Source organism: Conyzicola lurida, assembly GCF_014204935.1.
Classification (GTDB): domain Bacteria; phylum Actinomycetota; class Actinomycetes; order Actinomycetales; family Microbacteriaceae; genus Conyzicola; species Conyzicola lurida.
The window spans coordinates 2,577,527-2,598,719 of record NZ_JACHMJ010000001.1 but is presented as its reverse complement, the minus strand read 5'-3'; the positions used below and the strand labels follow the sequence as shown (position 1 = coordinate 2,598,719).

General features: G+C 69.7%; 19 protein-coding genes. 11 read left to right on the top strand and 8 right to left on the bottom strand.

The genetic code is table 11. From position 1 onward, the window contains the following. The first annotated feature begins 38 nt into the window (after positions 1-38). Complete coding sequence (locus tag HD599_RS12700) at positions 39-245, top strand: DUF3499 family protein (protein WP_184238126.1); 207 nt, start codon at positions 39-41, stop codon at positions 243-245. Further along, a complete protein-coding gene (locus HD599_RS12695; protein WP_184238124.1) occupies positions 242-1,654 on the top strand; it encodes a phosphomannomutase/phosphoglucomutase in 1,413 nt (470 codons plus the stop codon). Before HD599_RS12700 ends, HD599_RS12695 begins: the two co-directional genes overlap by 4 nt. 32 nt (positions 1,655-1,686) lie before the next feature. Here HD599_RS12695 and HD599_RS12690 read toward each other — a convergent pair whose 3' ends face one another. Next, on the bottom strand, positions 1,687-2,544 hold the full coding sequence (locus tag HD599_RS12690; protein WP_184238122.1) for an RDD family protein: 858 nt from the start codon (positions 2,542-2,544) through the stop codon (positions 1,687-1,689). A 16-nt stretch (positions 2,545-2,560) separates the two neighbouring features. Here HD599_RS12690 and HD599_RS12685 point away from each other — a divergent pair, with 16 nt between their 5' ends. The 3 genes from HD599_RS12685 (at position 2,561) to HD599_RS12675 (ending at position 5,595) form a co-directional block, all read left to right on the top strand. Further along, positions 2,561-3,556, top strand: coding sequence for a stage II sporulation protein M (locus HD599_RS12685; RefSeq protein WP_184240608.1), 996 nt, complete (start codon positions 2,561-2,563; stop codon positions 3,554-3,556). Between the two features lie 84 nt (positions 3,557-3,640). Continuing rightward, positions 3,641-4,054, top strand: coding sequence for a Fur family transcriptional regulator (locus HD599_RS12680; RefSeq protein ID WP_184238120.1), 414 nt, complete (start codon positions 3,641-3,643; stop codon positions 4,052-4,054). A gap of 50 nt (positions 4,055-4,104) precedes the next feature. Continuing rightward, complete coding sequence (locus HD599_RS12675; RefSeq protein WP_184238118.1) at positions 4,105-5,595, top strand: catalase; 1,491 nt, start codon at positions 4,105-4,107, stop codon at positions 5,593-5,595. A 182-nt stretch (positions 5,596-5,777) separates the two neighbouring features. Here the strand turns inward: HD599_RS12675 and HD599_RS12670 are convergent, their stop codons facing one another. From HD599_RS12670 to HD599_RS12645, 6 genes are read right to left on the bottom strand one after another with little or no spacing between them, the layout of a single operon-like run. After that, entirely contained in the window at positions 5,778-6,131 is a 354-nt protein-coding gene (locus HD599_RS12670) for an EF-Tu/IF-2/RF-3 family GTPase (protein WP_184238116.1), read from the bottom strand. Positions 6,132-6,144: 13 nt separating this feature from the next. Further along, positions 6,145-7,461: a DUF58 domain-containing protein gene (locus HD599_RS12665; RefSeq protein WP_184238113.1), complete on the bottom strand. Its 1,317-nt coding sequence runs from the start codon at positions 7,459-7,461 to the stop codon at positions 6,145-6,147. Positions 7,462-7,463: 2 nt separating this feature from the next. Next, positions 7,464-8,438: an AAA family ATPase gene (locus HD599_RS12660; RefSeq protein WP_221420503.1), complete on the bottom strand. Its 975-nt coding sequence runs from the start codon at positions 8,436-8,438 to the stop codon at positions 7,464-7,466. Positions 8,439-8,471: 33 nt separating this feature from the next. After that, positions 8,472-9,653: a DUF4350 domain-containing protein gene (locus HD599_RS12655; RefSeq protein ID WP_184238109.1), complete on the bottom strand. Its 1,182-nt coding sequence runs from the start codon at positions 9,651-9,653 to the stop codon at positions 8,472-8,474. Further along, positions 9,650-10,321: a DUF4129 domain-containing protein gene (locus HD599_RS12650; RefSeq protein ID WP_184238107.1), complete on the bottom strand. Its 672-nt coding sequence runs from the start codon at positions 10,319-10,321 to the stop codon at positions 9,650-9,652. The genes HD599_RS12655 and HD599_RS12650 overlap by 4 nt, the downstream gene beginning before the upstream one ends. Beyond that, entirely contained in the window at positions 10,318-11,613 is a 1,296-nt protein-coding gene (locus tag HD599_RS12645; RefSeq protein WP_221420502.1) for a glycerophosphoryl diester phosphodiesterase membrane domain-containing protein, read from the bottom strand. Before HD599_RS12645 ends, HD599_RS12650 begins: the two co-directional genes overlap by 4 nt. Positions 11,614-11,736: 123 nt before the next feature. Here HD599_RS12645 and mtrA point away from each other — a divergent pair, with 123 nt between their 5' ends. The 6 genes from mtrA (at position 11,737) to secA (ending at position 20,509) form a co-directional block, all read left to right on the top strand. Continuing rightward, the gene (gene mtrA, locus HD599_RS12640) at positions 11,737-12,417 is read left to right on the top strand and encodes an MtrAB system response regulator MtrA (protein WP_184238105.1); all 681 of its coding nucleotides are present in this window, start codon (positions 11,737-11,739) and stop codon (positions 12,415-12,417) included. A gap of 3 nt (positions 12,418-12,420) precedes the next feature. Continuing rightward, complete coding sequence (gene mtrB / locus HD599_RS12635; protein WP_184238103.1) at positions 12,421-14,028, top strand: MtrAB system histidine kinase MtrB; 1,608 nt, start codon at positions 12,421-12,423, stop codon at positions 14,026-14,028. Continuing rightward, positions 14,021-15,700, top strand: a complete 1,680-nt coding sequence (locus HD599_RS12630) for an LpqB family beta-propeller domain-containing protein (protein WP_184238101.1) — start codon at positions 14,021-14,023, stop codon at positions 15,698-15,700. Before mtrB ends, HD599_RS12630 begins: the two co-directional genes overlap by 8 nt. Positions 15,701-15,904: 204 nt before the next feature. Further along, positions 15,905-16,690: a ComF family protein gene (locus HD599_RS12625; protein ID WP_184238099.1), complete on the top strand. Its 786-nt coding sequence runs from the start codon at positions 15,905-15,907 to the stop codon at positions 16,688-16,690. A gap of 119 nt (positions 16,691-16,809) precedes the next feature. After that, positions 16,810-17,511, top strand: a complete 702-nt coding sequence (gene hpf / locus HD599_RS12620; RefSeq protein WP_184238097.1) for a ribosome hibernation-promoting factor, HPF/YfiA family — start codon at positions 16,810-16,812, stop codon at positions 17,509-17,511. A 169-nt stretch (positions 17,512-17,680) separates the two neighbouring features. Then, the gene (secA, locus tag HD599_RS12615; RefSeq protein ID WP_184238095.1) at positions 17,681-20,509 is read left to right on the top strand and encodes a preprotein translocase subunit SecA; all 2,829 of its coding nucleotides are present in this window, start codon (positions 17,681-17,683) and stop codon (positions 20,507-20,509) included. Positions 20,510-20,591: 82 nt separating this feature from the next. On the opposite strand, the gene HD599_RS12610 is transcribed toward secA, so the two are convergent. Next, the gene (locus HD599_RS12610) at positions 20,592-21,062 is read right to left on the bottom strand and encodes an Rv3235 family protein (protein WP_343062054.1); all 471 of its coding nucleotides are present in this window, start codon (positions 21,060-21,062) and stop codon (positions 20,592-20,594) included. Between the last annotated feature and the right edge of the window lie 131 nt (positions 21,063-21,193).

The window sequence follows — 21,193 nt, the reverse complement described above, 5'->3', positions numbered from 1 at the left end:
TCGCGAAGGTCGGTGCGTCGTCCTAGGCTGGGGACACGATGAGCGGACGACAGTGCAGCAAGGTGGCGTGTACCCACGACGCGATCGCGACCCTCACCTACGTCTACGCCGAGTCGATGGCCGTTCTGGGCCCGCTGAGCCAGCGCCCCGAGCCCCACAGCTACGACCTGTGCACGAAGCACGCCGAGCGCTTGTCCGTGCCTCAGGGCTGGCAGGTTATTCGTCATGTAGTTTTGGGGACGTGAATTCCTCCCCGATCGACCTGACCCAATTCGTTAAGACCTACGACGTCCGAGGTCTCGTGGGCAGCCAGCTCACGAGCGAGGTGGTCTCCGCCCTCGCCGCCGGATTCGTCGACGAGATCGGCGCGGCGGGTACCGACGTCGTCGTGGGCCACGACATGCGCGACTCCTCGCCCGAGTTCGCCTCCGCCTTCGCGCGCGGCGCCCAGGCCCGCGGCGCCAACGTCCTCTCGATCGGCCTCTGCTCGACCGACGAGACCTACTTCGCCTCCGGCTCGCTCGGCGCCCCGGCCGCGATGTTCACCGCGAGCCACAACCCCGCCACCTACAACGGCATCAAGTTCAGCCGCGCCGGCGCGCAGGGCATCAGCCTGAACACCGGCCTCGCCGCGATCCGCGACCGCGCCACCGCCTACCTCGCCGACGGGATCGCCGAGGTCGAGACCACCGGCGCGTTCCGCGAGGTCGACGTGCTCGCCGACTACGCGGCCTACCTGCGCAAGCTCGTCGACCTGAGCGGCATCCGACCGATCCGCGTCGTCGTCGACGCCGGCAACGGCATGGGCGGGCTCACGGTCCCCGCCGTCCTCGGCGAAGCCGCCGGACTCGCCGCCCTGCCGATCGAGATCATCCCGATGTACTTCGAGCTCGACGGCACGTTCCCCAACCACGAGGCCAACCCGCTCGAGCCGGCGAACATCGTCGACCTGCAGAAGGCCGTCGTCGAACACGGCGCCGACCTCGGACTCGCCTTCGACGGCGACGCCGACCGCTGCTTCGTCGTCGACGACAAGGGCGAGGCCGTCACGCCGTCGGCCGTCGCCGCGATCGTCGCGCTGCGCGAGATCACCCGCGTGCGTGCCCTCGAGCCCGACCTCGACATCGTCGTGCTGCACAACCTCATCACCTCGAACATCGTGCCCGAGACGATCGAGGCCGCGGGCGCCACCGCGATCCGCACCCACGTGGGCCACTCGCTCATCAAGGACGAGATGAAGGCCACCGGCGCCATCTTCGGCGGCGAGCACAGCGCGCACTACTACTTCCGCGACTTCTGGGGCGCCGACAACGGCATGCTCGCCGCGATGCACCTGCTCGCCGAGTTCGGTCACCAGGACAAGCCGCTCTCCGAGTTCGCCGCGCAGTACAACCCGTACGCGCTCAGCGGCGAGATCAACTCGACCGTCACCGACGTGCCCGCCGCCTACGAGCGCATCGTGAGCGCCTACGCCTCGCTCGGCGAGCTCGACGAGTTCGACGGACTCACGGTCACCGGCAGCGGCGAGCCGTTCTGGTGGTTCAACGTGCGTCCCTCGAACACCGAGCCGCTGCTGCGCCTCAACGTCGAAGCCGGCACGCCGGAGAAGATGCAGGAGATCCGCGACGCGGTCCTGGCGCTGATCCGCGAGTAGTCCGAAGGGCGGTCGGATGCCGCGGCCGGCACCTACCGGTCGGGAAACGCGTTCGGCAGCCCGGTCAGGGCCGGACGCAGCCGGTCCAGCCCGGCGGCCTCGAGCTGCAGCGCCGCGTACTCGCGGTCGCGGCGTACCGCGCTGACCCCGGCGAGGAACAGCTCGGCGTCGATCTCGGGCAGCGGCGACACGTACGGCGCGGCCTCGTTCGCAAGCTCCCGGCTGATGCGCGCGCGGGTCTGCGGGGTGAGCTTGCCCGACTGCGCGAGGAACTGCGCGATGCGCCGGGAGAGACGGTCGGGCATCCGCGCGACGTCGGCCGTGAGCGCCCACTGCTCGAGCGGCTGAGGGACGGTGAACACGGGGCGGTCGGTGCGGCCGACGCGTTCGTACTGGCTGTAGGTACCGGCGAGCAGGTCGCCGAGCCGCTTCGACCGGTCGTTGAGCAGCGACACCGCCACGGCGATGCCGCCGAACGTCATGAAGATCTCGATCACGCCGAGCAGTGCGCGGATGAACGAGTGGCGGAACCCGATCGCTCCGCCGTCGTCGCGCACGATGCGGGCGCCGATCGCCAGCTTCCCGAGCGACTTGCCGCGGGTGAGGGTCTCGACCGCGATCGGGATCCCGACGATGGCAAGCACCAGCGTCACCACCGAGAGCGCGGCGATGAGCGCGTCATCCAGCCGCAGGCTCTCGATCACGACCGGGAACACGAAAACGACCGTGAGCACGAACAGGCCGAGGTAGGCGATCAGGTCGATCGCCGCGCCCGCCGCCCGCAGGATGAAGCTCGCGGGCCTGAGGTCGAGGGCGACCGCTTCGCCGGTGATGACGGCGTCGTCGATCACGGAATACGAAGATTGGTCGATCGCTGAGTCGCGCGGCATGACATCATTTAAGCAGATGGACCTCGACGCCTATTCAGCCGCTCACCGCGAAGAGTGGGACCGGCTTGCCCAGCTGGGCAAGAAGCGCCGGTTCACCGGGGCCGAGGCCGACGAGCTGATCGACCGGTACCAGTCGGGTGCGAGCCAGTTGTCGGCGATCACGACGACGTCCGGGCAGTCGGCGCAGGGCGACCGGCTGTCGCTCTACCTCTCCCGCGCCCGCCTCGCGTTCACCGGGGTGTCGAGTAACGCGCTCGCGCAGGTGATCCGGTTCTTCGCCGTGCAGCTGCCCGCGGCGCTGTACCGCATCCGCTGGCTGTCGCTGGCGGTGAGCGCCGCGAGCGTGATCGTCGCGGTCGTCTACGGGCTCTGGGCCACCGCGAACCCGCTCGTTCTCGAGACCCTGGGGTCGGCGAGCACGCGCGAGCAGTACGCGATGGAGGACTTCGTCAACTACTACTCCGACAACACGGAGGCGGCGTTCACCGGCTACGTCTGGACCAACAACGCCTGGATCGCGACCCAGTCGGTGGCGTTCGGCATCATCCCTTTCTTCGCTCCGTACATCATGTTCACCAACGCGCAGAGCCTCGGGCTCACCGGTGCGATGATGGCGGAGTTCGACCGCCTCGACGTGTTCTTCCTCTATATCTCTCCGCACGGACAGCTCGAGCTGTATTCGATCTTCGTCGCCGGGGCGGCGGGCATCTTCATCTCCTGGTCGTGGATCGCCCCGGGCGGACGCACCCGGGCGCAGGCGCTTGCCGAAGACGGGCGTGCGCTGTTCACGGTCGCCGTCGGGCTCACGCTCGCGCTGTTGCTCTCCGGTCTCGTCGAGGGCTTCGTCACGAGGCAGGACTGGCCGTGGCCGATCAAGATCGGCATCGGCACGGTCGCCCTCGCGGCGTTCCTCGTCTACCAGTGGGTGCAGGGCAGACGGGCGTTCCTCGCGGGGCACACGGGCGATCTCGACGAGTTCGAGTCCGGGGCCAAGCGGCTGATCGCGGCCTGAGCCGCGTCATCCCGCCCTCGAGCGCGCACTCAAGCAAGGCCACCCTTATTTTGAGTCGTTCACGATAACGTCTACGCTTGTCGTATGACGACCGTGGAACACCAGCTGCACGAGGCCGGCCTGCGCGTCACCGCCGGGCGCGTGGCTCTGCTCGCGGCCCTCGGCGAAGCGCCGCACAGCGACGCCGGCAGTCTGCACCGCGCGCTGCTCGCCAACGACGCGGGCGTCTCGGTCCAGTCGGTGCACAACATCCTCGGAGACCTCACGGCGGCCGGCATCCTGCGCAAGATCGAACCGGCCAACTCGGCCGCGCTCTACGAATTGCGCGTCGACGACAACCACCACCACATCGTCTGCACGTCGTGCGGCGCCGTCGCCGACGTCGACTGCGTCGTGGGGCACGCGCCGTGCCTCAGCCCGTCCGACACCGCCGGGTTCACCGTCGCCTCGGCCGAGGTGACCTTCTGGGGTCTCTGCGCCGCCTGCCAGACCGCCTGACTTTCCTGTCTTTTCCTGACGAACACAACGCACCACACACAAGGAGAACAATGACCGACCAGTACACGACGAGCCAGACCGGATCCGCGGTTCCGAGCGACGCCCATTCCCTCACGGCGGGCAACGACGGCGTCACCGCGCTTCACGACCGTTACCTCGTCGAGAAGCTGGCCCAGTTCGCGCGCGAGCGCATCCCGGAGCGTGTCGTGCACGCCAAGGGCGGCGGCGCGTTCGGCGACTTCGTCGTCACCGGCGACGTCTCGGCCTACACGAGTGCCGCGGTCTTCCAGCCGGGCGCCAGCACCGAGACGCTGCAGCGCTTCTCCTCCGTCGCCGGCGAGCAGGGTTCGCCCGACACCTGGCGCGACGTGCGCGGCTTCTCGGTGAAGTTCTACACGACCGAGGGCAACTACGACATCGTCGGAAACAACACCCCGGTGTTCTTCATCCGCGACGGCATCAAGTTCCCCGACTTCATCCACTCGCAGAAGCGCCTGCCGGGCTCGGGCCTGCGCGACGCCGACATGCAGTGGGACTTCTGGACCCTCTCGCCCGAGTCGGCCCACCAGGTCACCTACCTCATGGGCGACCGCGGCCTGCCGCGCACCTGGCGCGAAATGCCCGGCTTCGGCTCGCACACCTACCAGTGGATCAACGCCGCGGGCGAGCGCTTCTGGGTCAAGTACCACTTCGTCTCGAACCAGGGCAACATCGAGATGGGCGGCGCGGAGGCCGAGGGCATCGCCGGAGCCGACGCCGACTACTACCGCCGCGACCTCTACGAGGCGATCGAGGCCGGCAACTTCCCGTCGTGGGACCTCTCGGTGCAGATCATGCCCTACGAGGACGCGAAGACCTACCGCTTCAACCCCTTCGACCTGACCAAGGTGTGGCCGCACGCCGACTACCCGCTGATCAAGGTCGGAACGCACACGCTCAACCGCAACCCGGAGAACTTCTTCGCCCAGATCGAGCAGGCCGCGTTCTCGCCCGCCAACACGGTTCCCGGCATCGACATCAGCCCCGACAAGATGCTCATGGCGCGCGTGTTCTCCTACCCGGACGCGCAGCGCTACCGCGTCGGCACGAACTACAACGAGCTGCCCGTGAACGCGCCCAAGTCGCCCGTGCACAACTACTCGCAGGACGGGGCGGCCCGCCACGGCTTCAAGCCCGCCTCCGCTCCGGTCTACGCGCCGAACTCGTTCGGCGGCCCCGTCGCCGACCCCGCCCGCGCGGGCGTCGGCAGCTGGGAGTCGGACGGCGAGCTCGTGCGCTCGGCCGCGACCCTGCACTCGCAGGACGACGACTTCGGCCAGCCCGGGACCCTGTACCGCGAGGTCTTCGACGACGCCGCCAAGGCGCGCTTCCTCGAGACCATCACCGGTGCCGTGGGCGGCACGACCGTCCCCGAGATCCGCGAGCGTGCCATCCAGTACTGGACCAACGTCGACGCGAACCTCGGTGCGGCTCTGCGCAGCAATCTGGCCAACTCGGGCGAGACCCCGAACGAGGCCGCGGAGCCCGTCGGCACCGTCTGATCGGCGGGTTGAGCCCGTCGAAACCCTGCGACCGGGGACCGAGCACTCGCTCGGTCCCCGGTTGTCGTTTAAGCGCGTGGATGCCGCGGGCGCGACCCATCGCCGACGGGACGAGCCGCGCGGCACGGGCCGACCGCGCGCTGCCGCGGGCCCGGGCGGGGCGTCGGCCGCGGCATCCCGAATCACGACCTGCCGAGGACCTGCCCGCCTCGCGCGACCGAGTCGCGCGTCACCCCGCGCAGGAGCAGCCCGACCGGTTCCCCCGTGATCGTCTGGTCGGCGCGGGAGCCGAAGACCTCGATGCCGTCGACGACCGAGTCCGTCGAGCCGACCAGCACGGGGTCGCCGACCCGGGCCGCGCCGCTCTGCACGGTGCCCACGACGACCGTGCCGCGGCCGGTGATGACGAAGACGTCCTCGACGAGGAAGCGGAAGGGCAGCCCGTCGTCCGCCTGCGGAGAGCGCCGGGCGACGTACGCGTCCGCGATTCTCGAGTCGTACTCGGCGCGCCCGAGCAGCCGGTCGAGCCAGCGCATCAGAGCCGCCGCATCAGAGCCGCCCGGCGGCCTTCAGCGCGATGTACCGGTCGGCGAGGGCCGGGGGCAGGTCGGCGGGGGAGGCGGTGACGACGTCCCCGCCGAGTTGGCGGATGGCGGCCGAGACACGCGCGATGTCGAGCAACGCCCGTTCGCCGGCCGCGGCCCGGTAGACCTCGCTGCGGTTCGAGCGCTCGCGGGTGACCTCGAGCACGGTCGGGTCGACCACGGACGAGACCAGCACCGTGTGGCGGCGCGTCAGCTGGGGGAGCACCGCGAGCAGACCCCGCGAGGCACCCGGGGCGTCGATCGAGGTCGCGAGCACCACGAGCGAGCGCTGCGAGGTGATCGAGCGGACGAGGCCGGGCACGGCGCTCCAATCCATCTCGATGAGCTCGGGATCGATCGGAGCCATGGAGGTCACCATGCGGTTAAGCAGTTCGGGCCCGCTGGCGCCCTGCACCCGGCCGCGCACCCGGCGGTCGTAGACGACGAGGTCGACGCGGTCGCCCGCGCGGCTCGCGAGGGCGGCGAGCAGCAGGGCCGACTCGAACGCCGTGTCGATGCGTGGCTCGTTGTCGATGCGGGCGGCCGAGGTGCGGCCGCTGTCGACGACGATGACCACGCGGCGGTCGCGTTCGGGACGCCAGGTACGCACGACGAGGCCGCGGCCGGAGCCCGCGGAGAGGTCGCCGTGACGCGCGGTCGCCCGCCAGTCGATCGAGCGCACGTCGTCGCCGCGCACGTAGTCGCGCAGGCTGTCGAACTCGGTGCCCTGGCCGCGCACCATGACGCTCGTCGCGCCGTCGAGTTCGCGCAAGCGGGCGAGCCGCGACGGCAGGTGCTTGCGCGCGTTGAACGGCGGCAGCACGGTGATCGCGCCGGGGACCTCGATCGACGCCTGCCGCGCCACGAGTCCGAGCGGGCCGAACGAGCGCAGGGTCACGTGCGCCGAGCGGCGTTCCCCCCGACGGAACGGGGTGAGCCGGGTCGTGATCGCCCGCCGCTCGCCGACCGGAACGCGCACGCTCTGGCGCGTCGGGGTCGCGACCGCTGACGGCGGCCAGCCGTCCCGCACGATGGCACGCATCCGCCGTTTGCCGGCGTTGGTCAGGTAGAGGGTTGTGTCGACCGTCTCGCCGAGGCGCACCGGCCCCGGCAGCACGCGGTCGAGGGTGATGCGGCGCGGGGATGCCGCGAGCACGAGGTCGAGCGTGCCGAGCAGCACCACGAACACCAGCCAGACCAGCAGCGCGACGGGGTCGCCGATGGCGACGACCGGCACGATGCCGAGCGCCAGGAGTGCGACGAACCAACCGCTGATCGCCATGGCTACAGGGGAACCTGGACCTGCTGCATGATCGACCGCAGGATCGCGTCCGCCGAGATGCCCTCGAGCTCGGCCTCCGGCTTGAGCTGTAGGCGGTGGCGCATGACGGGCAGCGCCATGGCCTGGATGTGGTCGGGCGTGATGGCGCTCGACCCGCCGAGCCAGGCCCAGGCCTTGGCGGCGGAGAGCAGCGCGGTCGTGCCACGCGGGCTCACGCCGAGCTTCACCGACGGGCTCTGCCGGGTGGCGCGCGACAGGTCGACCGCGTAGCCGATCACGTCGGCGCTCGCCCCCACGGCGGCGACCGAGGCCTGCGCCTGCGCGAGTGCCTCGGCGTCGAGCACGGCGGTGACGCCGGCACCCGCGAGATCGCGCGCGTTGAACCCGGCGGCGTGCCGGCGCATCACCTCGACCTCGACCTCGCGGCCGGGCAGGTCGAGCACGAGCTTGAGCATAAAGCGGTCGAGCTGCGCCTCGGGCAGTGTGTAGGTGCCCTCGTACTCGATCGGGTTCATCGTCGCCGCGACCATGAACGGCACGGGGAGCTTGCGGCTTTCACCGTCGACCGAGACCTGGCGCTCCTCCATCGCTTCGAGCAGCGCCGACTGCGTCTTCGGGGGCGTGCGGTTGATCTCGTCGGCGAGCAGGATGTTGGTGAACACGGGACCCGCCCGGAACTCGAACTCGCTCTGCTTCGCGTCGTAGACGAGCGAACCCGTGACGTCGCCGGGCATGAGGTCGGGGGTGAACTGCACACGCTTGGTGTCGAGTTTCAGCGTGTGGCTGAGGGTGCGCACGAGGAGCGTCTTGGCGACGCCCGGCACACCCTCGAGCAGCACGTGGCCGCCCGCGAGTAGTGCGATCATCAGACCCGTCACCGCGGCATCCTGACCCACGACGGCTTTGCCGACCTCGTCACGCACCCGTACGAAGGCGGCGCGCAGTTCGGTCTCGGTCCTGTGAACGGTGGTGTCCATTCCTGTGGTGCTCTCTTCCATCGGGGTGGTGGCTTAGGTGGGGGTGACGGATGCCGCGACCGCGCGCTCGAGAGTGAGCAGGTCGTCGGACAGCCGGACGAGGTCGCGGTCGGAGGCGGGCACCGCGTCGAGCAGGGTGCGGCGCACGTCGGTCTGGCGCAGGCCGGTGAGGGCGCTCGCGGCGGCGATCACTTCGTCGACGGTGGCGGCGCGGGGCAGTCCGCACAGCCTGCCGATGCGCTCGACCGCGCCGATGCGTAGCGAGTCGAGCGCGCGCAGCCGGGCCGACGAGCGCTCGTAGAGGCGCGCCCGGCCCTGCATCGTCTCGTTGGCCCGCACGGTGACGGGCAGGTTCTCGATCACGAGCGGCCCGAAGCGGCGGCCGCGCCAGATCCCGGCGGCGATCGCGGTGAGCAGCAGCAGGCTGGTCAGCGGGATCACCCACGCGGGGCTCAGCTCGCCGAGCGTGGGCGTGGTCTCGGAGACGAGGTCGGCGGCGGTCGGGATGTACCAGACGAGGTCGGGGCTCTCGCCGAGCAACGTGAGCGCGAAGGCGGCGTTGCCGACGCTGCCGATGCTCTCGTTGCTGAGCGCGGCGGTCGCGCCGACGACGGTCGCGCGCCCGGTGGCCGTCTCGATCTGCACGACCGAGTGCACGCCGTCGCCGCTGTCGAAGCACTCCACCGCGTCGCCGGCGCCCGTGTAGCGGTAGCCGAACCCGTCGACCGTGATCGAACCGGCGTTGTCGGCGGCGGGCAGGGCGCAGTCCGCGGCGACGGTGCCCTCGACCTGGCCGGCCTGGGCGATGTCGGGGGAGAGGTCGAGCAGCGTGGAGAAGTCGGGGTCGACCACGACGACGCGCTCCGCGAGCCCGAACGCCTCGGTGCGCTGCCCGGTGTCCAGGTAGCCCGACGGGTCGTAGAAGAACAGGGTGGTCGCGGCGGCGTCGTCCACCGCGTCCCGGGTCTCGTCGAGGGTGGCGGTGGCGGTCACGTCGACGCCCTGCTGGCGCAGGACCTCGGCGAGGGCCTTGGCCCCGCCGGGCGCCGGGTTCTGCGAATCGAGCGGGTCGGAGGGGCTGAACGAACCGGAGAGAAGGATGCCGACGATGGCGACGACCAGTGCGAAAACGGTCGCCGCGATCCAGAAGACCGACCGGCGCAGCACGACGGTCGGGCTCGTCGTCAGCACGCGCTGGGTGGGGGCGGCGGTCATACGGGGATCGTCTCGAGCAGCGGGGTGGCCGAGCGCAGGTCGCGCTCGAGCGCGGCGACCGCGTCGTACTGCGCCCGGTCGCCGGTCCCGCCGAGGTAGCGCACGTCGTCGAACGCCGCGGCGGCGTCGGCGAGCCGCGCGTCGAAGGCGGGGAAGGCGGCCGCGGCGCGCACCGAGAAGTCGTGGGCGGTCGTGCCGGGCGTGGTGGTGAGCACGGTGCGTTCGGCCAGGCCGCGGGCGATCGCGCGGAACGACTCCGCCACCGCGAGCGTGTAGTCGCCGGCCCGGGCGGCTTCCTCGGCCGCGCGGCGGATCGCCGCGGCATCCCGGTCGTCGTCTTCGCCGAACAGGCTGCCGGCGACCGTGCTCTTGCGGTTCAGGCGGGGTGCCCCGAAGACGAGGAACGCGATCACCAGCACCACGGCGACGACGAGAACCACGATGAGCGCGCCGATCCCGGGAGGCCCGCCCGCTGCGCCGAAGGTCAGCGACTCGAACCAGTCACGGATCGCCCCGGCGATCAGGTCGAACCAGGTCGGCTGCGCCTCGCGGTACTCGGGTTTGGCGAGCTCGTCGAGCACCCACTGCCGCGCTTCGTCGGCATCGGGGTCGACGGGCACGCCGAGGGCGCGCGCGGCGGCGCTGGCGAGAATCACGGTCGGCGTCACGCCCAGGGCGACTCGGTGGAGGGCGGGAGCGGCGTCGACGGCGGGCCGTAGGCCGAGGGCGGGCCGTAGACGGTGGATGCCGCGGGCCCGTCGTGCGGCAGGTAGGGGTTGCCCACGCCGACGTCGCCGACCTGGCGCGCCTCGACGAAGCGCGTGAGCTCGAGGTCGAGCCCTTCCTTGCGCATGCGGATGTCGATGTAGATGAGGGCGGTCACCGACGAGGCGGTCACCGAGGCGAGCGCGGCGAAGACGAGGCTGATAATGCCGGTGACGATGTAGATGATCACGAGGAAGGCGACGCCCGCGGCCGCGTCGCCGTTCGGGTCGAGGAGCGCGGCGCCGAAGCCGAGCACGAGGCTGACCGGGAACGTGACGATCTGCGCTGCTGTCTGCACGATCACGTTGACCAGCAGCTGGGTGCCCAGGGTCTTCCAGAAGTAGCCGCGGGTGAGTGACCACGAGCGGGCGACGGCTTCGCGCAGCGTGGTGCGCTCGAGCATCAGGACGCTGGGGATCAGGGAGAGCTTCGTGGCGATCCAGAACCAGAGCACGGCGGCCCCGAGTCCGGCACAGATGCCGATGAGCACGGCGATGGCGACTCCCGCCGATCCGCCGAACGCCACGAGCAGGCCGATCGCGGTGGCCAGCAGCACCACGATCACCAGCACGGCGCCCGTCACGAGCGCGGACCAGCCGATGAGCGCGCCGATCCGGCCCTTGGCGAGACGCCAGAGTCCGCGCACGGTGAGCTTCTCGCCGATCGTGCCGCGGGAGACCTCGAGCGAGATGATCCCCTGCAGCACCGCCCCCACGAGCACCGAGAGCGCGATGGGAATGAGCGAGGCGAGTGCGACGGCGGCGACCGAGCCGGCGGCGATGTCGTCGGTGTTCTGCTGGCTGGCGTTGCTCAGGCGGCCGAACGCGAGCGCGGCGACGCCGCCGATGACGCCCACGAAGAGAACGGTGACGAGACCGTTGAGCAGCAGCGCGATGCCGAAGGTGGGGCGCGGGTTGCGGCGGATGACCTGGAACGAGGCGCCGAGCAGAGTGCCGAAGCCGAGGGGGCGCAGCGGGATGAGCCCGGGCTTGGGCGGGGGAGTCCAGCCACCACCGGTGGCCGAGCCTATCGGGGGGTTGTACCCTGGCCCGGTCGCCGGGCCCGTCGAAGCGGGGCTCGCGAACGGTGTGTATCCGCCGGCGGGAGGCTGCGGCGGCACGGGTGGTGTGGCGGGAGTCGGGCTCTGACCTGCCGCGGATCCGCCCGGGGGCAGCCAGCCGTTGTTCTCAGTCACTGTGAAGTGCCTCTCCCCTGCTGGTACGAATGCGCGCGCACCATTTATGCTGACACACTCGACTACTCTTGTGCGAAAGCTTCGGCATTTACTCACTTGTCGAGACACAAACGGTAGAGGGCTATGAGCGCCAAAATTCTTGTTGTCGATGACGACACCGCTCTCGCGGAAATGATCGGCATCGTTCTGCGTGCGGAGGGTTTCGACATCTCCTTCTGCGCCGACGGCTCGGAAGCCCTCGACGCGTTCCGCACGGCGTCTCCCGACCTGGTGCTGCTCGACCTGATGCTCCCCGGTATGGACGGCATCGAGGTCTGCTCGCTGATCCGTGAGGAATCCGGCATCCCGATCATCATGCTCACCGCCAAGAGCGACACGTCCGACGTGGTCAAGGGCCTCGAGAGCGGCGCCGACGACTACGTCGTCAAGCCGTTCAACCCCAAGGAGCTCGTCGCGCGCATCCGCACCCGCCTGCGTCCGAGCCCCGAGACCCCGACCGGCACGCTCGCCGTCGGCGACCTGGTGCTCGACGTCGCTGGCCACGAGGTACTGCGCGGCACCGACAAGATCAACCTCACCCCGCTCGAGTTCGAGCTGCTGCTCGCGCTCGCGCTGAAGCCGCAGCAGGTGTTCACCCGCGAGATGCTGCTCGAGCAGGTCTGGGGCTACCACTACAAGGCCGACACCCGGCTGGTGAACGTGCACGTGCAGCGGTTGCGCGCCAAGGTCGAGCTCGACCCCGACAACCCCAGGATCGTGATGACCGTGCGCGGGGTCGGATACCGCGCCGGCAGCCCGGGATAACCCGTGCGCGACTTCTCCTGGCGCGCGTGGCGGCTGCGCTTCGAACGTCTGTGGCGGTCGTCGCTCCAGCTGCGCACCGTCGCGATCGCGGTCGTGCTCTCGGCCATCGCCGTGGGCATCATCGGCGTCTACATGTCGTACAGCATCAACAACTACCTGTTCGACTCGCGACTCGAGCAGGCGCTCTCCGTCTCCGAGCGGTCGAACGTCGCGGCCCAGACGCGCTTCGACGCAGCGCAGCAGACCGCAGGGCTCGACCTGGAGAGCGTGATGAACACCGCCTCGCGGGCCGCTCTGCAGTCGGCGACGACCTCCGCCGGCACCTACATCGCCATCCTGCGCACGCCCGGCCAGTCGGGCGCCCGCCTCCCGGTCGACCTCGTGAGCCCGGGCCTCGATCCCGACGCCACGATCTCGACGGAACTGCGCAACGACGTCGAGCAGTCCGACGACCGGCGGCTGTACTGGCAGTCGATCGGGCTCGAACTCTCCGACGGCAGCGTCGCCCCGGGCATCGCGGTCGGGTCCCTCCTCGACATCCCCGGATCGGGGCAGTACGAGTTGTACCTCGTCTACAACCTCAGCGACACCGAACAGGTGTTCGCGTTCGTGCAGACCACTCTCTGGCTCGGACTCGCCGCCCTCGTCATCCTGATCGGGGCGGTCACCTACTTCGTCGTGCGCCTCATCGTCGCACCGGTGCGGCTCGCGGCCGAGACCAGCCAGAAGCTCGCCGCCGGGCAGCTCGAGGTGCGCATCCCCGAGAAGGGCGAGGACGTCATCGCCACGCTGGCCCGGTCCTTCAACGGCATGGCCGACAGCCTGCAGCGGCAGATCACCAAGCTCGCCGCGCTGTCGCAGGTGCAGCAGCGCTTCGTCTCCGACGTCTCCCACGAGCTGCGCACGCCGCTCACCACGATCCGCCTCGCCGGCGACGTGCTCTACGACCAGCGCGACACGTTCCCGGCGGCGACCGCGCGCACCACGGAGCTGCTGCACACCCAGGTGGAACGGTTCGAACTGCTGCTCGCCGACCTGCTCGAGATGAGCCGGTACGACGCGGGCGCCGTCGACATGGAGCTCGAGCCGACCAACCTCGTACGCCTCGTGGAGGATGCCATCGACTCGGTGCGCACGCTCGCCGAGTCGAAAGGCACCGAATTGCGGCTCGAAGCGCCCGGCGGCTATTTCGAAGCGGACGTCGACGCGCGCCGCATCCGCCGCATCCTGCAGAACCTGCTCGCCAACGCCATCGACCACGGCGAGGGCCGGCCGATCGTGCTCTACGTCGACAGCAACCAGACAGCGGTCGCGATCGCCGTGCGCGACTACGGAGTCGGCATGACCTCGGCGTCGATGTCCCGGGTGTTCGACCGCTTCTGGCGGGCCGACCCGTCACGGCAGCGCTCCACCGGCGGCACGGGCCTCGGCCTGGCGATCTCGGTCGAAGACGCCGCGCTGCACGGCGGCTGGCTCGAGGTCTGGTCGGAACCGGGCAACGGCTCCTGTTTCCGCCTCACCCTGCCCCGCGTGCACGGCGTCGTTCTCACCGAGTCGCCGCTCGAACTGCCGCCGGTCGACGAGCCGTCGAAGGAGGACACCGATGCCTGAGTCCACCGTCCGCTCCCGTCTCGTGCGCGCCGCCCTCGCGCTCGCCGTCGTGGTCGGCCTGTCCGCCTGCGCGGGCATCCCGACGAGCGGCAGCGTCACCGCGGGCAGCGTCATCAACGACGAGGTGGAGCCCGTGCTCGGCTTCGCGCCGCAGGGACCGCGCGCCGGTTCCACGCAGGAGGAGATCCTCGCCGACTTCATCGCCGCCGCCACGAACCCGCAGAGCAACTACGAGATCGCGCGCGAGTTCCTCTCCGAGGACTTCACGCAGGAGTGGAAGCCCGACGCGCTCACGACGATCCGCTCCGGCGTCGGCACGGTGAGACGCGTGACCGACGTCGAGCTCGGCTACTCGCTCTCCACCTCGGCCTCCGTCGACCCGGAGGGCCGCTACCAGGAAACCGACCCCGCCAGCTCGACCCTGTCGTTCACCTTCGTGAAGGAGGGCGACGAATGGCGCATCGGGAGCGCCCCCGACGGCATCGTGCTCTCGGCCAACAACTTCCCGCAGGTGTTCGGCGAATACCCGCTGTACTACTTCGACCCGACCGGACGGTTCCTGGTGCCCGACGTGCGCTGGTTCCCCACCCGGTCGAGCACCTCGCTGCGCGTCGTGACCTCGCTGCTGGCGGGGCAGTCGTCGTGGCTGAGCAACGGCGTGCTCGTGTCCGCGTTCCCCGCCGGCACCCAGTTGGGCAGCGAACTCGTGACGATCGAGGCCGGCATCGCGACCGTCGACCTCTCCGAGGAGGCGCGGGCGACCACGGCGGCCGAGCGCGACCGCATGCGCCAGCAGGTCTCGGCGAGCCTCCCCACCGCCACCAGCGTGGTGCTCACGGTCGGCGGCATCCCGCTCGACATCCCCGACACCGGGTCGACCCCCGCCGTCATCAACCCCGTCGTCGAAGCCGCGCCGCTCATCCAGCGCGACACGTCGTTCGGCTACGCCTCGGGCGACGACATCACCACGATCGACGGGGTCAGCGACAAGGTCGTCGGGCTCGCACCGAGCGCCGTCGCTCTGGCCAGGAGCAAGTCCGAGGCGGTTGTGCTCTCCGACGCGGGAGTCTCGCTCGTGCAGTCGGGCGTTGCCGCGCCGCTCGTCGTCGACTCGCGGGCCGACCTCGTCGCGCCGTCCATCGACAACTCCGGCTACGTCTGGTCGGTGCCGCGCAGCGACGCGTCCGCCATCCGCGTGTACGAGTTCGACGGCACCCCGCACGACGTCGCGTCGTCGCTGTCGGCCGGCGGAACCGTGATCTCGCTCGAGGTCTCGCGCGACGGCGCACGCGTGCTCGCCTACCTCTCCACCGACATCGGCCCGCAGCTGTTCGTCGCCGGCGTGGTCCGTCAAGACGGCGTTCCGATCGCGCTGGGGGAGGCGTTCCAGCTGCAGGCCAGCTCCGCGGCGCCGCTCGACGCCACCTGGGTCGACAACCGCACCGTCGCGACCCTCTCGGAGTCCGGCGACGAGACCGTGGTCACCGCGTTCGAGATCGGCGGCCCGAGCGAGACCCTCGGTCAGATCGAGAACGGCGTCACGATCGTCGGCGGCAACGCGGGCACCGACGGCGTCCGCGTGCTCACCACCGACGGCGAGCTGTTCTTCCCCCGCGGTTCGAGTTGGCAGAAGAGCGGCATCACCGCGACGCTTCTGGCGACGCAGCAGTAGGGTCGCGTCCTCACCGTGCGGCCTCGACTCTCGCCGCGTTGCCGCAAATCGACCCGTTTTCGCGCGCGATAGGTCGATTTGCGGCATTGCGCCGCGGCTCGTCGGCTCGGGATACGCCTCCTCCCCACCCGGTCGCCGCGACGGGTTCTCCCCGGGTGCGCCGCGAGCGGGCCGCCCGCGGGCGCCGCGTGCCAGCATCGACGCATGCTGGTCCGTGACGCCCTTCTCGACGCGCTCGCCGTGCTTCTGCCGGTGGAGTGCGCCGGGTGTGACGCGCCCGACCGCGCGCTCTGCGACGCGTGCGGGGAGGCGCTCGTCGGGGTTCCCGTCACCCGCTCCCTCGCGGACGGGACCCCGGCGGTCTCGGCCCTCGACTATGCGGGGGTGGTGCGCCGCGTCATCCTCTCGTTCAAAGAGCAGGGCAGAACGGATGTCGCACGCCGACTCGCGCGTCCGCTCCTGACCGCGATCGGGGTGGCCGTGCGGCGCGGGCAGGGGCCGCCCGCGGGCGTGCTGTCGGGCGTGCTGTCGGGTGGGCTGCCGGGCACGCCGTCTCCGGGCGCGCCGTCTCCGGGCGCCGGCCTTCCCGGAGGCGGGCACGACCCGCGCCCGCCTCCCGTCGAGCTCGTCGCGGTGCCGTCGGGCCGCGCTGCCTTCCGCCGCCGCGGGTACGCGCCGGTCGCCCTCCTGCTTCGCCGTGCCGGGCTGCGGCACGCGCGGGCGCTCGCCGTGGCGCGCGGGGCGGTGCAGCAGAAGTCGCTCGCGGCGGGGGAGCGTGCCGCCAATCGCGAGGGGTATCTGCGCGCCATCCGACCTCTGGACGGTCGTCGTTTCGTCGTCGTCGACGACGTGCTGACCACGGGCGCGACGCTCGCCGAGGCTGCACGGGCGGTGCGGGCGGCGGGCGGAGAGGTGGTGGCCGTGGCGACTCTGGCGTACACTCCGCGGCGTCTTGCGCATCCCGATGGACGATCGCTGAACGGTCGGTGAGACTGTCGTGTCCGTTCCGTGACTTTGGCTGACAACGCGACTAGCGTTGGCGAAAAGGCGCAGAAAAAGTTTCATCGCCTGATAAACCGGGCGGCGCCACTAGGGCTGGGAGGTCGCACATGGAAATTTCCATCACCGGACGCAACGTTGGCGTTACGGATCGCTTCCGCGAGTATGCAACCGAGAAGGCGGACAAAGTCGCCCGTCTTGCCGAGAAGGCGATTGCCTTCGAGATCAAAGTCACCCGGCACCACGAGACCCGGGGATCGAGCGGCGACGACCGTGTCGAACTCACCCTGATCGGGCCGGGGCCCCTCGTGCGGGCCGAGTCCGACGGCTCGGACAAGTACGTGGCGTTCGATCTCGCGATGGCCAAGCTGGTGGAGCGGATCCGACAAGCCAAGGACCGGAAGAAGGTCCATCGGGGCCAGCATCGCCCCGTCTCGTTGCACGAAGCATCCAGTGGTGGATTCAGCGCGATAGACATCACCCCGGCCGCGCCGCAGGTGTTGGAGAGCGTGCGCACCGGATCGATCCCCGTCGCCGTCGACGAGCCGGCCGACGAGACCGACGAGCCGTACAGCCCCGTCGTGATCCGCAAGAAGGTGTTCGAGGCGACGCCGATGTCGATCGACGACGCGCTCTACATGATGGAGCTCGTCGGGCACGACTTCTACCTGTTCATCGACAGCGAGACCCACCGACCGAGCGTCGTGTACCGCCGCAAGGGCTGGGACTACGGCGTCATCGGCCTCGACGAGAACGCCGGCCAGGCGGATGCCACGACCGAGGCGGGAGCGAAGCTGGTCGTCGCGCGCTGAGCCGGGAGGCGATGCGCTGAGAGAGAACGCGGGATGACAAGCCTGCCCACCCAGACGAGGCACAGTGTCTGGGTGGGTAGGCTTGCTACCATTACGAGCCGGTAACGGTGGGTGCGATCGTGCGCCCGCGCGCGGAAAGACCCGCGCTCAACAACCTTTGGAGTAAGTCGTGGCCAACGTTCTCGAACGCGCACTTCGCGTAGGTGAAGGTCGACTCCTTCGTCGCCTCAAGCACTACGCAGAAGCCGTCAACCACCTGGAAGACGATTTCACCCAGCTCACCGACGACGAGCTCAAGAACGAGACCGTCGAGCTGCGCGAGCGGTACAGCAACGGCGAATCGCTCGACGACCTCCTGCCCGAGGCGTTTGCGGCAGTGCGCGAGGCCGCCAAGCGCACCCTCGGCATGCGTCACTTCGACGTGCAGGTCATGGGCGGCGCGGCCCTCCACCTCGGCAACATCGCCGAGATGAAGACCGGCGAGGGCAAGACCCTCGTCGCCACGCTCCCCGCCTACCTCAACGCCATCGCCAGTCGCGGTGTGCACGTCATCACGGTCAACGACTACCTCGCGAGCTACCAGTCGGAGCTCATGGGCCGCGTGTTCCGCGCGCTCGGTATGACCACCGGCGTGATCCTCGCCGGCCAGAACCCGCAGGAACGTCGCCAGCAGTATCTGGCCGACGTCACCTACGGCACGAACAACGAGTTCGGCTTCGACTACCTGCGCGACAACATGGCGTGGCAGGCCCAGGACATGGTGCAGCGCGGCCACTTCTTCGCCGTGGTCGACGAGGTCGACTCGATCCTCATCGACGAGGCCCGCACCCCGCTGATCATCTCCGGACCGGCATCCGGCGAGGCCAACCGCTGGTTCACCGAATTCGCGAACCTCGCCAACAAGCTCGTGCCCGAGGTCGACTTCGAGGTCGACGAGAAGAAGCGCACCGTCGGCGTGCTCGAGCCCGGTATCGAAAAGGTCGAGGACTACCTCGGCATCGACAACCTGTACGAGTCGGCCAACACCCCGCTCATCTCGTTCCTGAACAACTCGATCAAGGCCAAGGCCCTGTTCAAGAAGGACAAGGACTACGTCGTGATGAACGGCGAGGTGCTCATCGTCGACGAGCACACCGGCCGTATCCTCATGGGCCGTCGCTACAACGAGGGCATCCACCAGGCGATCGAGGCCAAAGAGGGAGTCGCGGTCAAGGCCGAGAACCAGACCCTCGCCACGGTCACGCTGCAGAACTACTTCCGTCTGTACAAGAAGCTCTCCGGCATGACCGGTACCGCCGAGACCGAGGCCGCCGAGTTCATGGCGACCTACAAGCTCGGTGTCGTGCCGATCCCGACCAACCGTCCTATGCTCCGTAAGGACCAGAGCGACCTGATCTACAAGAACGAGCAGTCGAAGTTCGAGCAGGTCGTCGCCGACATCGTCGGCCGCCACGAGACCGGGCAGCCGGTGCTCGTCGGAACGACCAGCGTCGAGAAGAGCGAGCTGCTCTCCAAGATGCTCGCGAAGCGCGGCGTCAAGCACGAGGTGCTCAACGCCAAGAACCACGCCCGCGAAGCGTCGATCATCGCGCAGGCCGGACGCCTCGGCGCCGTCACCGTCGCCACCAACATGGCCGGCCGTGGCACCGACGTGATGCTCGGCGGCAACGCCGAGTTCCTCGCCGTCGCCCAGATGAACAACAAGGGCCTCAGCCCGGTCGAGACTCCCGAGGAGTACGAGGCCGCGTGGGACGACGTCTTCGCCGAGGTGAAGAAGGAAGTCAACGAAGAGGCCGAGCGCGTCGTCGCCGTCGGCGGACTCTACGTGCTCGGTACCGAGCGTCACGAGTCGCGTCGCATCGACAACCAGCTGCGCGGCCGCTCCGGCCGACAGGGCGACCCCGGCGAGAGCCGCTTCTACCTGTCGCTGCAGGACGACCTCATGCGCCTGTTCAACAGCGGAGCAGCCGAGGCGCTCATGGGCCGCGGCAACGTGCCCGACGACCTGGCCATCGAGTCCAAGGTCGTCAGCCGCGCCATCCGCTCTGCCCAGTCCCAGGTCGAAGGCCGCAACGCCGAGATCCGCAAGAACGTGCTCAAGTACGACGACGTCCTCAACCGCCAGCGCGAGGCCATCTACGGCGACCGCCGTCACATCCTCGAGGGCGACGACCTGCAGGACCGCGTCACGCATTTCCTCGAAGACGTCATCACCGAGGTCATCGAGGCGCACACCGCCGAGGGACATTCGGAGGAATGGGACTTCGACGCGCTCTGGACCGAGCTGAAGACGCTGTACCCGGTCGGCATCACGATCGACGAGGTGCTCACCGAGGCCGGAACGCGCGGCAAGGTCACCGAGGCGCTGCTCAAGAAGGAGATCCTCTCGGACTCGAAGGTCGCCTACGAAAACCGCACCGCGCAGCTCGGCGAGCCCGCCATGCGCGAACTCGAGCGTCGCGTCGTGCTCTCCGTGATCGACCGCCGATGGCGCGACCACCTCTACGAGATGGACTACCTCAAGGACGGCATCGGCCTGCGCGCCATGGCGCAGCGCGACCCGCTGGTCGAGTACCAGCGCGAGGGCTTCGCGCTCTACCAGCAGATGATGGGCCAGATCCGCGAGGAGACCGTCGGCTTCCTGTTCAACCTCGAGGTCGAGGTGACCGGTGGCGGCGCAAACGCGGCCGCACCGATCGTCGCGGCCAAGGGCCTCACCGGCAACGTGGCTCCCGCCGAGCGCCTGAGCTACTCGGCCCCGAGCGAAGAGGCCAACGGCGAAGTCGAGGTGCGCAACCAGCGCGGACAGGTCGAGAAGGCCGCGACCGCGCGTGCCCAGCAGGCGGCGCAGTCCAACCCGACGCTCGCGCGCGCGAAGGCTCCGGCCGCCGCGGCGCCCGCGAAGAAGGGCGCTTTCGGCCAGTCGACCGAAGAGCCGGCCGAGACCGCAGCCCCGGTCAACCGCCAGCAGCGTCGCGCGCAGGACAAGAAGAAGTAGCTAGTACCTAGCTAGCGGGTTGAGCCTGTCGAAACCCTCCTGACGCGACTCGTCGGGGGGATTTCGATAGGCACCATCCCCGTTAGAGCACATTGATCGCCGTCGCCCGCCACCGGGTGTCGAACCCTTCGAGCCGCAGCGCAACCGCGCGCGTGCGTGCGCGTCCCACGACGATGACCACGGCCTCGACCACCCCGTCGCGCGGCTCGTAGATCGACATCGACCCGATCGAGAATGTCGGCCGCTTCGCCACCTGGCCGGTCGCCTGCCGCGCCCGCGTCGACAGCACCACACGCTTCAGCAGGTGCCGGTACACGTCGTCGTCGACCCAGCGCGCGATCTGCTCCAGGTCTCGCGCGCCGGCGAGGATCTCGATGACGCAGCGCGTGAGGTTTTCGAGCAGCGGCTCGGGCGAGGGAAGCGCTGACCGGCCCGCCGGTTGCGCGCCGAAATACTCGTCCTCGTCGTACGGGGCGCTGATGCGTTTCGAGGCGAGAGCGTCTCGGGACGAGGGGAGGGCGACCGGCCGCCGGTCGTCGTCGTTCTGTCTCACGGTCGCGCTGCTCACGGGGGCTCCCATCGTCGCGTCGAGGAAACTGGCCACCCCCGAAAGGGGGTGACGAAACTCAACCAGACCCGTGGCATCCCGCCGCCCGCTCTAGCCAAATCTGTGGATAACCGCTA

What these genes read in the sequence shown, in the direction of transcription:
- HD599_RS12680 (WP_184238120.1), top strand. Translation starts at nt 3,641, where the DNA reads ATGACGACCGTGGAACACCAGCTGCACGAGGCCGGCCTGCGCGTCACC.
- HD599_RS12630 (WP_184238101.1), top strand. Translation starts at nt 14,021, where the DNA reads ATGCCTGAGTCCACCGTCCGCTCCCGTCTCGTGCGCGCCGCCCTCGCG.
- HD599_RS12670 (WP_184238116.1), bottom strand. Translation starts at nt 6,131, where the DNA reads ATGCGCTGGCTCGACCGGCTGCTCGGGCGCGCCGAGTACGACTCGAGA.
- HD599_RS12660 (WP_221420503.1), bottom strand. Translation starts at nt 8,438, where the DNA reads ATGGACACCACCGTTCACAGGACCGAGACCGAACTGCGCGCCGCCTTC.
- HD599_RS12685 (WP_184240608.1), top strand. Translation starts at nt 2,561, where the DNA reads ATGGACCTCGACGCCTATTCAGCCGCTCACCGCGAAGAGTGGGACCGG.
- hpf (WP_184238097.1), top strand. Translation starts at nt 16,810, where the DNA reads ATGGAAATTTCCATCACCGGACGCAACGTTGGCGTTACGGATCGCTTC.
- HD599_RS12690 (WP_184238122.1), bottom strand. Translation starts at nt 2,544, where the DNA reads ATGCCGCGCGACTCAGCGATCGACCAATCTTCGTATTCCGTGATCGAC.
- HD599_RS12700 (WP_184238126.1), top strand. Translation starts at nt 39, where the DNA reads ATGAGCGGACGACAGTGCAGCAAGGTGGCGTGTACCCACGACGCGATC.
- HD599_RS12625 (WP_184238099.1), top strand. Translation starts at nt 15,905, where the DNA reads ATGCTGGTCCGTGACGCCCTTCTCGACGCGCTCGCCGTGCTTCTGCCG.
- HD599_RS12655 (WP_184238109.1), bottom strand. Translation starts at nt 9,653, where the DNA reads ATGACCGCCGCCCCCACCCAGCGCGTGCTGACGACGAGCCCGACCGTC.
- mtrA (WP_184238105.1), top strand. Translation starts at nt 11,737, where the DNA reads ATGAGCGCCAAAATTCTTGTTGTCGATGACGACACCGCTCTCGCGGAA.
- HD599_RS12675 (WP_184238118.1), top strand. Translation starts at nt 4,105, where the DNA reads ATGACCGACCAGTACACGACGAGCCAGACCGGATCCGCGGTTCCGAGC.
- HD599_RS12665 (WP_184238113.1), bottom strand. Translation starts at nt 7,461, where the DNA reads ATGGCGATCAGCGGTTGGTTCGTCGCACTCCTGGCGCTCGGCATCGTG.